Annotated in this window: 14 protein-coding genes; 10 read left to right on the top strand and 4 right to left on the bottom strand. The window is 66.4% G+C overall.

Annotated elements, in window-relative coordinates; genetic code table 11:
• Positions 1-86: 86 nt before the first annotated feature.
• Both F9C41_RS33080 and lysS read left to right on the top strand, forming a co-directional pair.
• Positions 87-785 carry a sensor histidine kinase gene (locus F9C41_RS33080; protein ID WP_155390778.1) on the top strand — a complete coding sequence of 233 codons (699 nt, stop codon included), beginning with the start codon at positions 87-89 and terminating at the stop codon, positions 783-785.
• A 273-nt stretch (positions 786-1,058) separates the two neighbouring features.
• Positions 1,059-2,783: a lysine--tRNA ligase gene (gene lysS, locus F9C41_RS33085; RefSeq protein WP_230690199.1), complete on the top strand. Its 1,725-nt coding sequence runs from the start codon at positions 1,059-1,061 to the stop codon at positions 2,781-2,783.
• A 58-nt stretch (positions 2,784-2,841) separates the two neighbouring features.
• Here lysS and F9C41_RS33090 read toward each other — a convergent pair whose 3' ends face one another.
• A complete protein-coding gene (locus F9C41_RS33090; protein ID WP_155390780.1) occupies positions 2,842-3,570 on the bottom strand; it encodes a tyrosine-protein phosphatase in 729 nt (242 codons plus the stop codon).
• Positions 3,571-3,713: 143 nt separating this feature from the next.
• On the opposite strand from F9C41_RS33090, the gene F9C41_RS33095 reads away from it, so the two are divergent.
• From F9C41_RS33095 to F9C41_RS33110, 4 genes are all read left to right on the top strand, one after another.
• Complete coding sequence (locus F9C41_RS33095; RefSeq protein WP_155390781.1) at positions 3,714-5,912, top strand: terpene synthase family protein; 2,199 nt, start codon at positions 3,714-3,716, stop codon at positions 5,910-5,912.
• Positions 5,913-6,168: 256 nt separating this feature from the next.
• Positions 6,169-6,705, top strand: coding sequence for a hypothetical protein (locus F9C41_RS33100; protein WP_155390782.1), 537 nt, complete (start codon positions 6,169-6,171; stop codon positions 6,703-6,705).
• 113 nt (positions 6,706-6,818) lie between these two features.
• Positions 6,819-7,361, top strand: a complete 543-nt coding sequence (locus tag F9C41_RS33105) for a hypothetical protein (protein ID WP_155390783.1) — start codon at positions 6,819-6,821, stop codon at positions 7,359-7,361.
• Between the two features lie 519 nt (positions 7,362-7,880).
• Complete coding sequence (locus tag F9C41_RS33110; RefSeq protein ID WP_155390784.1) at positions 7,881-8,702, top strand: hypothetical protein; 822 nt, start codon at positions 7,881-7,883, stop codon at positions 8,700-8,702.
• Here F9C41_RS33110 and F9C41_RS33115 read toward each other — a convergent pair.
• Positions 8,666-8,917, bottom strand: a complete 252-nt coding sequence (locus F9C41_RS33115) for a hypothetical protein (RefSeq protein ID WP_155390785.1) — start codon at positions 8,915-8,917, stop codon at positions 8,666-8,668. The genes F9C41_RS33110 and F9C41_RS33115 overlap by 37 nt on opposite strands.
• A gap of 143 nt (positions 8,918-9,060) precedes the next feature.
• Here F9C41_RS33115 and F9C41_RS33120 point away from each other — a divergent pair, with 143 nt between their 5' ends.
• The gene (locus F9C41_RS33120) at positions 9,061-10,908 is read left to right on the top strand and encodes a hypothetical protein (RefSeq protein ID WP_155390786.1); all 1,848 of its coding nucleotides are present in this window, start codon (positions 9,061-9,063) and stop codon (positions 10,906-10,908) included.
• Between the two features lie 147 nt (positions 10,909-11,055).
• On the opposite strand, the gene F9C41_RS33125 is transcribed toward F9C41_RS33120, so the two are convergent.
• Complete coding sequence (locus F9C41_RS33125; RefSeq protein WP_155390787.1) at positions 11,056-11,598, bottom strand: GNAT family N-acetyltransferase; 543 nt, start codon at positions 11,596-11,598, stop codon at positions 11,056-11,058.
• Positions 11,598-12,368 carry a GntR family transcriptional regulator gene (locus F9C41_RS33130; RefSeq protein WP_155390788.1) on the bottom strand — a complete coding sequence of 257 codons (771 nt, stop codon included), beginning with the start codon at positions 12,366-12,368 and terminating at the stop codon, positions 11,598-11,600. Before F9C41_RS33130 ends, F9C41_RS33125 begins: the two co-directional genes overlap by 1 nt.
• 563 nt (positions 12,369-12,931) lie before the next feature.
• Between F9C41_RS33130 and F9C41_RS33135 the strand changes: the two genes are divergently transcribed.
• The 3 genes from F9C41_RS33135 to F9C41_RS33145 all read left to right on the top strand — a co-directional run bounded on the left by F9C41_RS33135 (position 12,932) and on the right by F9C41_RS33145 (position 14,642).
• Positions 12,932-13,198 carry a DUF6284 family protein gene (locus F9C41_RS33135; RefSeq protein ID WP_155390789.1) on the top strand — a complete coding sequence of 89 codons (267 nt, stop codon included), beginning with the start codon at positions 12,932-12,934 and terminating at the stop codon, positions 13,196-13,198.
• Entirely contained in the window at positions 13,198-13,563 is a 366-nt protein-coding gene (locus F9C41_RS33140; protein WP_155390790.1) for a hypothetical protein, read from the top strand. Before F9C41_RS33135 ends, F9C41_RS33140 begins: the two co-directional genes overlap by 1 nt.
• 71 nt (positions 13,564-13,634) lie before the next feature.
• Entirely contained in the window at positions 13,635-14,642 is a 1,008-nt protein-coding gene (locus F9C41_RS33145) for a hypothetical protein (RefSeq protein WP_155390791.1), read from the top strand.
• The last annotated feature ends 7 nt before the right edge of the window (positions 14,643-14,649 follow it).

The raw sequence follows: 14,649 nt of genomic DNA on the forward strand, positions 1-14,649 counted from the left end.
GTGCGAAACATGATTGAGTCTCGCCAAGCACGCGCCGTGCTGATATATGTGATTGCCGTAACCCCGGGTCACAGGAGGTGGTCATCATGGTGAGTTCAGCCGACCCCTCTGCGGGGGAGGAAGAGACCATCAACATGCTGTTCCACCTGTCGCGGCGCTCGCAGGCGATGGTCGACCGGCTGATCAGCTGCCTGGACCGGATGGAGCAGGTCGAAGAGCCGGACGCGGACCGCATGAAGGACGTCTTCGAACTCGACTTCCTCGCCATCCGCATGCGGCGCAACGACGAGAGCCTGCTGGTGCTGGCCGGCGGCGAGTCGGCCCGGATCCGCCGCGAGCCGGTGTCCCTGGTCGACGTGCTGCACGGGGCGCGCTCCGAGGTCGAGGACTTCCGCCGGATCGAGTTCGGTGTGATCGACGACGGCCTGGTGGTGGTCGCCCCGGCCGTGAACGACCTGGTGCACCTGCTGGCGGAGCTGTTCGACAACGCGGCCGCGTTCTCCCCGCCGGACAGCACGGTGCTGGTCGAGGCGCGCCGGGTGGCCGACCGGGCGGTGCTGCTGATCGAGGATCGCGGCATCGGCATCGGCGCCGAGCGCCTGCGCGAGCTGAACCACCGGCTGGCCCACCCGAGCCCGGTGACCGCCGCGATGTGCCGGCAGATGGGCATCGAGGTGGTCAGCCGCCTCGCCCAGCGCCACGAGATGCGCGTCGAGCTGGAGCCCGTCGGCGACCGCGGCATCGCCGCCTCCGTCGTCCTGCCCGCCCACGCCCTCGTGAACTGACCCACCCCGCCGCCCCCACCACCCGCGGGCGCACTGCGCGCCGCGCGCCGCGCGCCGCGCGCCGAGATCGGTCGACTTGCCTGGCAGGTGGGCGAATGGGTGGTCAAGACACGCACAGGTGCCGGGCAAGTCCGGTGATCTTGAGCACGTGCCGCGGGCGTGGAGGTACGTGGGGCGGGCGGCGGATCACGGTGGGTAGGGGCGTCGCGAAACGCGCTCGACCGATCCGGGAGAATGGCACCATCTCGCTTCTCATGGAAGGACGTGCCGATCGTGGCCGCAACCCCGGAGGCCGACTGGGTCTCCCGCTTCGCTGACGAGGTCATCGCCGAGGCAGAGCGTCGCGCTCCGGGCAAACCGATCGTCTGCGCGTCCGGCCTGAGCCCGTCGGGCCCGATCCACCTGGGCAACCTGCGCGAGGTGATGACCCCGCACCTGGTCGCCGACGAGGTCCGGCGCCGCGGGCACGAGGTCGTGCACATCATCAGCTGGGACGATTACGACCGCTTCCGCAAGGTGCCGGCCGGCATCGACGAGTCCTGGGCCGAGCACATCGGCAAGCCGCTGACCTCGGTGCCGGCCCCGGCCGGCAGCGCGTACCCGAACTGGGCCGAGCACTTCAAGGCCTCGATGACCGAGTCTCTGGCGCAGCTGGGCGTGGAGCACCGCGGCATCAGCCAGACGCAGATGTACACCTCGGGGGCGTACCAGGAGCAGATCCTGCTGGCCATGCGCGAGCGCGCCAAGATCGACGCGGTGCTGGACCGTTACCGCACGAAGGGGCGCACCGGTGCGGGCGCACCGCAGCAGGGCAAGCTCGACGAGGACGAGGCCGCCGCGGCGCAGGAGGCCGCGGAGGGCTCCGGCGCGGCCGCCGAGGACGACGGCACGGGCGCGGCGGGCTACTACCCCTACAAGCCGTACTGCTCGGTCTGCGAGCGCGACCTGACCACCGTGGTGGCCTACGACGACGAGTCGACCGAGCTGACCTACACCTGCCAGTGCGGGCACACCGAGACGGTGCTGCTGTCCGAGCACCACCGCGGCAAGCTGGTGTGGAAGGTCGACTGGCCGATGCGCTGGGCGTACGAGGGCGTGGTGTTCGAGCCCTCGGGCGTGGACCACTCCTCCCCCGGCTCGTCGTTCCAGGTCGGCGGGCAGATCGTCGGCGAGGTGTTCGGCGCGCAGCAGCCGATCGGCCCGATGTACGCCTTCGTCGGCATCTCCGGCATGGCGAAGATGAGCAGTTCGAAGGGCGGCGTGCCGACCCCTGCCGACGCGCTGGAGATCATGGAGCCGCCGCTGCTGCGCTGGCTCTACGCGCGCCGCCGTCCGAACCAGGCGTTCAAGGTCGCCTTCGACCAGGAGATCCAGCGCCTCTACGACGAGTGGGACACCCTGGGCCGCAAGGTGGCCGAGGGCACCGCGAACGCCGCCGACACCGCCGCGCACAGCCGCGCCGTCGGCACCGCCGCGGGCCTGCTGCCGGTGACGCCGCACCCGCTGCCGTACCGCACGCTGGCCTCGATCGTGGACATCACCACCGGCGACCCGGAGCAGACCCTGCGCATCCTGCGCGACCTGGACCCGGCCGACCCGGTGGCCTCGCTCGACGAGACCCGACCGCGCCTGGACCGCGCCCAGCACTGGATCACCACCCAGGTCCCGGCGGAGCAGCGCACCCGCGTCCTGCCCGAGCCCGACACCACCCTGCTGGCCAAGCTCGACGACGACCAGCGCGAGTCCCTGCGGCTGCTGCTGGCGGGCCTGGACGACCACTGGTCCCTGGAGGGCCTGACCACCCTGCTCTACGGCGTCCCCAAGACCCGCCTGGGCCTGCCCATGGACGTCAAGCCGACGCCCGAGCTCAAGGTCGCCCAGCGCGAGTTCTTCGCCCTGCTCTACCACCTGCTGGTAGGCCGCGACACCGGCCCGCGCCTGCCCACCCTGCTCCTCGCCGTCGGCCCCGACCAGGTCCGCACCCTGCTGACCCCCTGACCTGGCCCGTCCCCCCGGCCCTGCCGAAACCGCACAGGGCCGGGGCCGGCGGTCCCGGTCAGGGTTCGAGCAAGGTGGCGCGGAGGCGGGCGACGTAGGCGTCGTCGATGCCGAGCTGCTTCTCGGCGTAGCCGCGCAGAGAGCCGTGGTTCTCCTCGGCCCAGGCGAGGAACAGGGTCATCACCTCGCCGGGCGCGCGGCCGTAGCCGGGCCAGGTGGGCGCGACGCCCATCAGCGCGGTGATGTCCGCGACCAGGCCCGCCGTGGCCAGTTCGGTGAGCGCGAAGTCCTCGACGATGACCTCGTCGGGCACGTCGAGCAGGGTCAGCACCAGGGCGGCGAGCAGGCCGGTGCGGTCCTTGCCGGAGGCGCAGTGGAACACCACGGGCGCGTTCTCGGCCGCGACGATCACGTCGAGCGCCTGCCGCAGCTCGACCACCCCGTCCTGCGCGACCTCGGCGTACTTGCCCGCGAGGAACGGCCCGGTCGCCACCTCCGGCCCCAGCTCCGCCTGCCGGTACGGCCGGTGCTCCACGCTGAGGTTGTGGTACGCCAGCCCGTCGTGCTCGCGCACCCGCCCGTGACGGGCGATCTCGAACGGGTACCGCAGGTCGATCACGGTCTTGACGCCCAGCTCGCGGAACCGGGCCCAGTCCGCGTCATCCATCTTGGACAGCGCGTCGGACCGGTAGAGCCGCCCCCAGCGCACGGTGCGGCCCTCGAATCCCCGGTAGCCGCCCAGATCACGGAAGTTGCGCAGATGCCCGAAGGCGAGGTGTCTGTCCACAGCCGCACGCTAGCTCAGCCTGATCTTCCTAGCTGACCCGGCCAAAAACCGCAATCTACTCAAACAGGCAATACCGCTATACAGTCATCCACAGCCGCGGCAAGAACCTGCACGTCATCGCCAGGAAACGTCAGGAGACGGTGATGCAAGCGTTTGTCCTGCCCGACTTCTACCTGCCCCACCCGGCGCGGCTGAACCCGCACGAGCAGCACGCCCGGGACCACTCGACCGCCTGGGCCAAGCAGATGGGGATGCTCGACGCCCCGGGCCCGTCCGGCGAACCGGTGTGGGACCTGGAGAAACTGAGCAAGCACGACTACGCGCTGATGTGCGCGTACACCCATCCCGACTGCGACGAGACAGCGCTGGACCTGGTCACCGACTGGTACGTCTGGGTCTTCTTCTTCGACGACCACTTCCTCGAGTCGTTCAAGTACGACCGCGACCTCGCCGGGGCGCAGGAGTACCTGGACCGGCTGGAACTGTTCATGACCGAGCCGGGTCAGACTCCCCCGGAACCCGGCAACCCGGCCGAGGCGGGACTGGCCGACCTGTGGGCGCGCACCATCCCGCACATGTCCGACGGCTGGCGGCAGCGCTTCGTCGCCAGCACGCACAACCTGATGGTCGAGTCGATGTGGGAGCTGGACAACATCAACCGGCACCGCATCGCCAACCCGATCGAGTACATCGAGATGCGGCGGCGGGTCGGCGGCGCGCCCTGGTCGGCGAACCTCGTCGAGTACGCCTGCGGGGCCGAGGTGCCCGACCGGCTGGCCGGGCTGCGGCCGCTGCAGGTGCTGCGGGACACCTTCGCCGACGCCGTGCACCTGCGCAACGACCTGTTCTCGTACCAGCGGGAGGTGGCCGAGGAGGGCGAGAACTCCAACGCGGTGCTGGTGCTGGAGAAGTTCCTCGACGTGCCCACCCAGCGGGCCGGCGACCTGGTCGGCGAGCTGCTCACGTCGCGGCTGCACCAGTTCGAGCACACCGCGCTGACCGAACTGCCGGTGCTGTACGCCGAGCACGCGGCCACCCCGCCGGAGCAGCTGGCGGTGGCGCTGTACGCGAAAGGGCTGCAGGACTGGCAGTCGGGCGGGCACGAGTGGCACGCCCGGTCCAGCCGGTACACGAAGATCACACCGCGGGCCGAGGGACCCGCCGCGGTGCTGGCCCCGGGCCTGCCGACGCTGTTCGGGCAGTACGCCCACCTGCCGCTCGGCCGGCAGCCTGGCCACCTGCCGGTGCCCCCGCTGCACATGCCCTACCGCCCGCGCACCAGCCCGCACCTCGCGCAGGCCCGGCGGCAGACCGTTTCGTGGAGCCGCGACATGGGCTTCTTCGAGCCCGTGCCCGGCAGCGGGGTGCACGGGCTGTGGGACGAGCCGTCGCTGGACGGGTTCGACCTCGCCTTCTGCGCCGCGATGATCCACGCCGACGCCACCGCGGAACAGCTGGAGATCTCCGCGAACTGGCTGGCGTGGGGCACCTACGGCGACGACCTGTTCCCGGTGCAGTACGGCCGGGCCCGGGACTTCCTCGGCGCGAAGGCCGGCAACGCCCGGCTGTCACTGTTCATGCCGCTGGACGGCGAGCCGGCGCCGCCGCCGGTGACGCCGCTGGAACGCGGCCTGGCCGACCTGTGGCAGCGCACCGCGGGGCCGATGGCGCCCACCTCGCGGGCCCGCTTCCGCAAGGCGGTCGAGGACATGACCGCCTCCTGGGTATGGGAGCTGGCCAACCAGATCCAGAACCGGGTGCCCGATCCCGTGGACTACGTGGAGATGCGCCGGGCCACGTTCGGCTCCGACATGACGATGAGCCTGTGCCGGCTGGCCCACGCCGGGCAGGTGCCCGACGAGGTGTACGAGCACCGGGTGATGCAGCAGCTGGAGCACGCCGCGCAGGACTACGCGTGCTTCACCAACGACCTGTTCTCCTACCAGAAGGAGATCGAGTACGAGGACGAGATCCACAATCTGGTGTTCGTGCTGGAACGATTCCTCGGCTGCGACCGGTATGCCGCACGTGACCTGGTCGCACGGCTGATGGGCGAGCGCATGCGGCAGTTCGAGCACATCGTGTCGGTCGAGCTGCCCGCCATGTGCGACCAGCTGGGGCTGGACGAACCGGTCCGGCGGCGGCTGACCGGGTACGCCGACCAGCTCAAGGACTGGATGTCGGGCATCCTGCGCTGGCACGAGGAGTGCGTGCGGTATTCCGCCGCCAGCATGTCGCGGCGCAGCCCCGGCATGTCCGCGCACGCTCCCGCGCTCCTGCCGCTGCCGTCGGGGCTGGGCACCTCGGCGGTGCGCGTGCTCGAACTGCTCGCCGCGCGCTGAGCCACACCCGGCGCACACCCGTGGCGCCGCACCCGGATCACCTCCGGATGCGGCGCCACGGTGCGCTCGGCCCCACCGGCGAGCCTGCGAGCTGCGCCCGAAGCGTTCAATATATCGATGTTAATAGATTGTTTCAAGCCATCATCTCATATCGATATCTGACAGTCTATCGATCTATGGCCACGCTTAGTGTATCGGTGGTCGTCGAAGCGTGACTATCGGCGACCGTACCCGTCCCCTAGATCGGAGGCCCCTGGTGGTCCGACTCGTCCGTGTCGCACTCACCGCCCTACTGGTGCTCGGCGGCACCCTGATCGCCGCCGCGCCGGCGAACGCGGCGGTGCTCGACGTGCAGTGCACCTCGCCGAGCAGCACCAACACCATCACGTTCACCCCGCCGCTCACGCTGGTGAACCAGCCCACCGTGGTGTCGCGCACCACGAACTACAAGCCCTGCCGCGCCCCGCGCTGGCCCAACCTGGTCTCCGGGTTCGAGACCAAGACGATCACCATGCTCGACGACTGCACCATGGTGCTCGGCACGCTGACCGTGAACTTCACGATCACCTGGAACACCGGCCAGACCACCACGGTCAACGCCATCCGCACCGCGTCGCTGTCGGGTTCGAGCCTCGTGGTGACCTTCACCGGCACCGTCACCGCCGGGCTCTTCCTCGGCAGCAACGTCAACCAGGTGTTCGTCGGCTCCGGGGTCGACCTCATCAACTGCCTCGCCGGGCGGGGCGCGGTGAAGAGCATCGTGTCGCGGGTGAACCTGACCATCTCGCACTGACACCCGCACCGGGGCCGTGGCGGCCGCAGCCCGAAACCGCCGCCACGGCTCCACCCCGCCCGCCGAACACCTCGCGCCCCCACGGATCACGCCGGCACTCGTACCGTGAGCACATGCCCGAACCGACGGTCCGCAGCCGGTGGCAGAACGCCGCCATGGCGGCGGCCATGCTGGCGATGGGGACGGCCGGCGCGCTGGGCTGCTTCATCCAGATCACCCGGATCGCGCCGGATTCGACGCTCACCGTCCTGGCAGCCGCGGCCGCGGCGGTGGCCTGCGCCACGGCCGGCTCGACGCTCGCCATACGGGCGGCGCGGAGCGGCGTCACCGCCGAGCGGGACGTCCTCGTGATACGCGGCATGCTGAGCACGCGGCACGTCCCCCGCGCGGACGTGATCGCGGTGCCGGTCGTCAAGGCACCCAACGGCCGCGGCGGCACCTACTTCACACCGGTGATCGCCTACCGGGTCGACCCGAAGGCGCGTGGCCGCACAGCGCGGCGCGAGCTGGTCACCGCCCTCGGAGTGCCGGCCGAGCCCCGGACCGCATCCGTGTTCCTGCTCCGGCTCGCGTCGCTGTCGGAGCGAGCCGCGCAGCGTCACGCCGACCGCATCAGGACGATGGCCACCCGTCCCCGCGTCGACCCTGGGCCGTAGGCGTCCGGCCGCACATCCCGGCTGAACAAAGCGAAACGCCCAGGTCAATGACCTGGGCGTTTGCCTCTCCGGTGGAGCCGAGGGGACTCGAACCCCTGACCCCCACACTGCCAGGACTGAGCGAGGGATAGCGCCCCACCAGGCAAGCCTCTGACCTGCATCCTTGCGACGGTCCGCACCCCGACTCACCGCCATTCCCCGTTGCGTGCCCCTCGATGTGGCACGGATGCGGCACGGATAAATCACATACACCTATACGCATATTACTATGTTTTGTTAACTAGGTGAGCTTGCTGAAACATCAGCGCGCAGCGGCAGCGCGCAAGTGTTTCAGCCGCTCTTCCCGATCATGAGGGACGCGGGGGACAGCATGATCACTCAGTTGTCCCTCATGATCAGTTATGTTCGTGCCGGTCAGGGCCAATTGGGGGACACCGGGGACACGGGGGACACCACTCCGCCACAGTCCTTCGGGTTGCAGCGCGAGATGCGCTACCGCTCGCGGTATTGTCATCGATCGTGGACGCTCTGACTGACGACCCTTTGGCGCTCCCCGATCAGGACGTCCTGATTGAGGGCGTACCAGACCATCTCGTGGAACCGCTGCGCGCATGGCTCAGAAGTCAGCTCCGCAGCAAGTCAGAATGGAACGAGGTGTTGGCGCGGGCAATCCTTCTGCGAATTCGTCGGTCGAAGGCACCCCAGGTCAACTACTACGGAACTGCGCTGGTCAACTGCCCGCAAGGCGATTTGCTCAGGGCGATCAACGCTCTTCTGCAGTTGGTTGACAAGAAACACCTTAAGATTGACACCTTCGAGCTAGATCACCTCCTGTCATTCGGTGGATCTGCATATCGAGTCAGCAGCGACCTCGATCGCCTCGTTCACCGCGTGCCAGAGCAAGCGCAGGCCGCATTCGATACGGCGGCAAAGACCGCGCCAGAAGCCGCCGCACGTCACCTCCAAGATGCCTGGGTGGCGACGTACGGGCTAGACCCGGATTACGACAAGGCAGTCTCTTCATCAATAAAGGCAGTTGAGGAGATACTGCTTCCCCTCGTTAGCCCCACCAACGACGGTCACCGCACTTTGACGAAGAGTCTTGCCACGCTGAAACGTGAGGCATCCGACTGGGAGGTCGCGTTGCCGAACCTGCCTTCCGGCTCGTCCGCCATTTCGATCTTGAGCGACTTGATGCACGCAATGATGAAGGCGCACTCCTCGCGTCATGGTGGATCATCCACATCTCGAATTCCATTCGCAGTTGAAGCGGAAACCGTGCTCCACCTCGCGATTGCGCTTGTTCAAGTGCTATCGATCGGCGGGCTGAAGAAGGCATAGACCCGCATCGCCGCACAGCAGCCCACAGCAGTTCGGCCCAGCCCATCAGTCCGAAGTCCAGCACTCGCCGCCGCATCGTCGCTGAGCGCCGCGGCTGGTGCGCCCGGCCGAAGATCGAGCCTTCCGGTCAGCACATGTTCGGCCGCTACCGGATCGCCGGCCGCAATCCGGTAGCCGCGACGCACGTTGCGCGCCGCCAGCTCGGCGAACTTCATGATCAGCTCCGTTGTTGCTGGTCAGGCCGGGTTGGGGGACACGGAGACACGAGAGTCGGCAAAGGATCGGCCCCAATGCGCACAACCGACTCGGACTGTATGTGGGATGCCCAAGTCCACCAGGCTGAGGCACCATATCGTTCGTGTCGATGCCCTCACAGAGCACCAGCTCTTCTGGCAGTCATGATCCGCTGATCTCAGAAGCAACGATTTACTACACCTTCACCAGCGCCACCGAAAAGCCACTTGATCTACATAAGGCAGCGACACGACTACTCAAGTCCGGTGTGGCTGAAACTGTGTGCTCGCCAGCAGAAGGTGAGGTGAGGGTTTCACCGAGGTATCGCCAACTTGCCAAACTCCACCGAAAAGCCACCAGGCTCCAGGAGAGCCAGAGGTTACTGTCAGAGGGACAATTTCGGTCGCTGATTACACGGCACCCTCTTATGGCTATGCGGGTTGCAGCCTCTATCGGCCGCTCACTGCTTCGGGGTGAGATTCCCCAAGAGGACGTGGTAGAAGAGGACACGAGTCCTGATGATTCCACACTTGACGAGGCAATCGAGCTTATAGAGCGATCCGTTGCCGCCAGACAATCAGTTAGCGGTGCTCAACATGCCATAGAATCGACATTGCTTCGATCTGCCTATCGCGATAGCGAGCCGTACCTACGCTTGCTTCTACGACCATCTCGGCACTGGCTAATACATATGGCAGGCGGAACACAGCGCGAGATTGACGACTTCGGCTCCCCCAGTCACGTTGAGGCGCTTCTGCTAATTCACCGCTCTGGCGTACTACAGATTACGTTCGCACTAACCCTTCCCGAAAATCTCAAAGGCAGCGCCTTTTCCGCTTTTACCTTCGGCGGAAATCTTGTTTGTCAAGCATCCGAGATATCCGAACCAATAATTGCGAACGCCGCACGCGATCGTTACGAGAGAGATGTTTCACACTGGCTGGGAGAATGGAGGGAGGAGGAAGAGGAGGGAACACGCTGGCGGCGAATGCAGTTCAGGGAGCACGCAAGCTTTGCAGACCTGTTTGCGCTATATATTGACGCAATTCTAAAAGTCGTGAAACAGGATGGTGGGCATGAATGGCAGTGCTATCCAGTAATCTGTATCGACAAGGTCACATGCTGCGATGGCGAATCTGAGTGGCTAGAGGCTCACGGGGCATACATGGCGACCATCTGCAACGGTGGGCCGTCGAAGCTACGAGAGTCAGCCATTGCCGAGCTGTCACCAAAGAACCGATCCCTCGTGCCTGACCATTCAGTTTTCGTGACGGCTACCAATAGTTTGCGTATTGCGTGGACGGAGTCCGATTACGAAAGCTCCTTCATCGACCATCTTCAACTGATCGTTCCGATCGAAATCACTCTACTTCAACATTGGCAGCTCAGAAACCTTGAGTCCCGCCTACACGCTACAGATGAACGCGGATTCGATGTGCAGGCAGTCCAACACGAGGCAATCTACGGACTTCGCGAGTATCGACAAAGCAGCCTTCAGCACGGCACTGCAATCGAATTAACTGAGCACCTACTAGGTGCGTGGCGGACAGAGAGGCTCCACGCACGGATCATCGATTCGCTGGATCAGCTACAACAACTTGCAGCCATGGAGCAAACCCGCCAGTCGGCCAGCCGAGCCAACCGTCTAGCAGCGGCAGCAGTAGTGGTCGCCCTCGCTGTCGGATTGCCCGCCATCGAGGACACCATGGAAATCGCTAAGAAGATACCCGAAGATGGACTATGGGGAACGCTCGCATGGCCACTAAAGCACTTCGCCAATCAGGGCGATCTCGGCTATTGGAAGCTCTACATAGTCCTACTAGGAACTGTGACCGCCGCATACATCGCGCTGCTGCTAAAACGCTATCGTTTCGGGGTCATGGTACTGCGCAGGGCTGGATACTCTTGGCAACAGGTAACAATTGCCAGTCCGTCGCAGCGAAGCGAAGAGGGCGCTGACTCCGACGGGTAAGCCACATGCCGCCGTTAGACGGATGCGATCATGTAGCAAGCTCATCTGCGCTACTGAATTAGCGTCCGCTCGGCCCTCGCCTGGTTGGGTGGCAATGCCGGTAACACGGCCATCATGTCGAGGTCGCTCCAACCAGATCGGACACGGTCACGACCGGTAGCTGGACACCTCACCGACTTCGCGCTCGAAAAGAGCCCCGGAGCCGCGATGCCCATAGTTCATCGTCCGGACGTGTCGGAAGCCCTGACGCTCGTAGTAACTGTGGAGTGCGTGGTTCGTCTGCCATGCGTCGAGCCGAAGCCAGCGCTTGCCCTGGCGGGCGGCTTCAGCCGCTGCCCAGTCGAGAAGCGCCTTGCCCACGTCTCCGCCAGCCGCCTGACGGCTAACGATCATGCGGTGAACGTACAGTGCCTCTTCCGGCCGGTCCTCCGGAGCCCAGAATTCCGGGTCAGCGAATTCGTCGAGTGTCAACGTCCCAACAACCTGGTTATTGAGGCGCGCGACATAACATGTCCCGGCCAGGATTGCCCTCTCGATCCGCCCACGAACTTGCTCCAGGTGCTGCACCTGCGACACGCCAGCAGGCTGCCACTGCCCCAGCCCTTTGCTCTTCAACCATGCCTGCGCCTCGCGGTACAGATCGAAGATCGCGTCGAGGTCGGCCGGAAACGCAAGGCCCATCTCGAACATCAGCTTTCGGCTTCCTTCGCCCGGTCCCGCTCGAACACGATGACGTGGCGATCACCAGGAAGGATGTTGATCACGACGCGCACCGGACGGCCGTCCTCTGTTAGCCCAGTACAGATGTGGCAGGAGACAGGGGTTCCTGGACCGAGCTGGAGTCGTGCGGCCTCGTCTGGAGTGGGCATCCGTACGTAGATTTCATCAAGCGCGCGAACCTGATGTGCACCGTTCTCCGTGAGCACCTGATTCGCCCCACGCGCGATGTCGTGCGGCATCATGATCTCAGTTCCCTGCGCGAGCGCCAGCGGGAAGTAGCTGTCGTTAGTGTTGTACGGCTCGCCATCCAGATACCGGACGCGCCGGCGCACTACCGCCAACTCCCCCGGTTCGAGTCGCAGCCTCTTCGCAACATCTGATGATGGCTCGACTATCGCCACATCGATCGTCTGCTTAGGCTCTCGACCTGCTTCCGAATGCTCGGCAAGGAAGATGTCCATCTCAGGGCTCAGGGGTCGAGGCCGGAACTCGGTCTGCGGCCTGTAGTACAGCGGCTTGCGATCTTTGACGAAGTAACCACGTGGCGGCTGAGGCACGACGAGACCTTCGTTCACCAGCGCGGTTAGTGCCTGCCGTGCGGTCGCACGGGCGACGCTGTAGCGGCTCGTCAGCTCGCTCTCCGTTGGGAGCTGCGCACCTGGCGCGAGTGTTCCGTCAGTGACCTGATTGCGCAGGTCAGCTGCAATCTGCTGCCACTTGGACCGGCTCTGTCCAGGCATTCTCGCTCCCTCGGGACCTCCAGCGCACATCTGTCTAGACAGTATAGGCAGTGGCCTTGACAAGCCATCACCCATGCGTCACAGTCTTACTGTCTAGACAGTCTGGACTGACTAGACGAGGCTCTGCGTATGGCCAGGTGGATGCGGGGAAGGCGACCGACGTCGCACGCCCACAGCTGCCTGTGATCGGTCGTTCCTTGACAAGTGAATGGGTGGTCCACCTGCCCGAGAACGAAGGTGGACGCGCACGGCTGAGGTTCGTGTAGATCTGCCCGGCGTGGCCGGGCCTCAGAGCTTTGCAAGTAGCACCGGGACGCGGCCCGGCCTGGAAACCATCTGGCCGCGCCCCGGCTTCCCATCCACCCACTGAGTAGGAGGAGGTACCTCCATGGTCGCAAATCTGCGCGTCACGATCCGCAGCTGCGCCGTGTGGCGCACCTGCGAGTGCGGGGCGCTGGCTCCGCTGTCTGCCGACGAGGACCGCTGTGCGGACTGCCGCAGCGGCAAACGTGCCCCCGGCCGTCGCCGGTCGGTGCGTCCCCGAGGAAGGAAGTAGCGCAACCATGGCTTTCCTGGATGACATCGACGGCCCTTCCGATGCGGAGCTGGCCGCGGTCGAGCTGGAGTGGCCGCTGATCGCGGCCGAGATGGACCTCGCCGAGATCGAGGCGCAGATGCTGACCGCCGAGTGCGGTCCGGTCGAGCTGGACTGGCGCAGGCTGCGCCGGGCGGAGCGGCGCGTGCTGCGGGTCCTGGTCGAGCTGCTCGACCTCACCGACGACGCGAACCGGCAGAGCGAGCAGGAGCAGCGGTTGGCGGTGGCTGCCTGATGAGCGCGCAGATTCCGCCGCACGTGCCCCTGCCCCGGCTGGTGAAGCTCATCGACGCTCACGCCGCTGAGCTGCTCAACCCCACAGAGCTTTATCCACAGCTTGTGGACGCAGTCGGCAAGCGCCGCGCCCGCTGGATGTGGGCGGTTGCTCTGGCGATCATCACCGTTCGCGATGACCTGGTTCGCGATGACGTGTCCGCTACCGAGGTGTTCGCGTCGCTGTTCGGGCTGATCTTCCTGCTGCTGATGCTCGCGGTTGATGGCTGGTGGGACGGCGCGCTGTGCGGCGCGGCTGTCGCGCTGTTCGCGGTGTCGCTGACCAAGACCCTGTTCCGGCAGATCCGAGACGAGTGGTGGTCGTGATGGCCAGCCGCTCTGCGCTTCCCCTCACGCCCGGCGACGCCGGGGCCGTTCCCGCTTCCTGGAGGCACGAGATGGACACCCCTGAGCGGGCCAAGGGTCCGCTGCACCTGCTGTTCGTGTTCTACCTGGCCATGGCTGGGCTGGCGCTCTACGGCCAGTCCGATGGCCTGATGGCCTGGCTGAACATCGACCGTATCCCTGCGCTGCTGATCGGGTTCGCGATCGAGCTGCTCGCGGCGGTGCTGCTCGGGTTCGCCGACTGGCGGCGCACCGACCGGGGCGAGCAGGCGATTGCGGCCCGCCTCCTGTCGATCGCGGTGGCGCTGGGGGTGGCCGGGCTGAACTTCTTCGGCCATGACGCCAGCGTCGGGCAGCGGCTGCTATTCACCGGGGCGAGCCTGGCCGGATACGCGGTGTGGACGCTGCACAGCAACGCCCGTCGCCGTGACGCGCTGCGCGCGGCCGGTCGGCTTGCCGGCCAGCCGCCCGTGTTCGGGCTCGGGGCCTGGCTGCGGGAGCCGAAGGTGGTCTGGCGGGCGCGCCAGCTTGCCACCGCTGACACGGCGCTGAGCGTGCACGACGCGATGGCGCAGGCCCGTGCCGATATGGCGGCTGAGGAGCGGCACCGGGCGATCGCCGCAGCGCTGCGCCGCAAGCTGGCCAAGTCCCTGGACAGCACTTCGGCGGACATCGCGATGGTGTCTTACGACCTGGACGAGGTAGCCGCACGGCTGGCCAAGTCCGTGGACTACGGAAGGCTGACCGGACTGCTCGCGGCCGACATCCACCCGGATCGCATCGCCGAGGGCCGGACCGCCAAGCGCTCTGCCCCGAATGCTGCGCCGGACGCGGTCCGTGTCGATGATGCGGACAAACCGCAGCCTAAGCCCACCAATACCCGCAAGGCCGACAGCGGACGTAAGGCGGACGCGGCGACCCGCGTTCGGGCGGCGCTGGCGGACAACCCCGGCGCGACACAGGCCGAGATTGCCCGCGCGGCTCGGACCTCCGACCGGACGGTGCGGCGTGTGCTGTCGGCCGCGCGTCCGGACATCGTCGCCATCGCCGCTGCCGCCTGAGGCCGCG

The organism is Catellatospora paridis (genome assembly GCF_009720365.1).
GTDB lineage: Bacteria > Actinomycetota > Actinomycetes > Mycobacteriales > Micromonosporaceae > Catellatospora > Catellatospora paridis.

Excerpts from the sequence above, each read along its gene's own strand:
- F9C41_RS33105 (WP_155390783.1), top strand. The coding sequence starts at position 6,819 with ATGCCCGAACCGACGGTCCGCAGCCGGTGGCAGAACGCCGCCATGGCG.
- F9C41_RS33080 (WP_155390778.1), top strand. The coding sequence starts at position 87 with ATGGTGAGTTCAGCCGACCCCTCTGCGGGGGAGGAAGAGACCATCAAC.
- F9C41_RS33140 (WP_155390790.1), top strand. The coding sequence starts at position 13,198 with ATGAGCGCGCAGATTCCGCCGCACGTGCCCCTGCCCCGGCTGGTGAAG.
- F9C41_RS33130 (WP_155390788.1), bottom strand. The coding sequence starts at position 12,368 with ATGCCTGGACAGAGCCGGTCCAAGTGGCAGCAGATTGCAGCTGACCTG.
- F9C41_RS33115 (WP_155390785.1), bottom strand. The coding sequence starts at position 8,917 with ATGAAGTTCGCCGAGCTGGCGGCGCGCAACGTGCGTCGCGGCTACCGG.
- F9C41_RS33125 (WP_155390787.1), bottom strand. The coding sequence starts at position 11,598 with ATGTTCGAGATGGGCCTTGCGTTTCCGGCCGACCTCGACGCGATCTTC.
- F9C41_RS33095 (WP_155390781.1), top strand. The coding sequence starts at position 3,714 with ATGCAAGCGTTTGTCCTGCCCGACTTCTACCTGCCCCACCCGGCGCGG.
- F9C41_RS33145 (WP_155390791.1), top strand. The coding sequence starts at position 13,635 with ATGGACACCCCTGAGCGGGCCAAGGGTCCGCTGCACCTGCTGTTCGTG.
- F9C41_RS33135 (WP_155390789.1), top strand. The coding sequence starts at position 12,932 with ATGGCTTTCCTGGATGACATCGACGGCCCTTCCGATGCGGAGCTGGCC.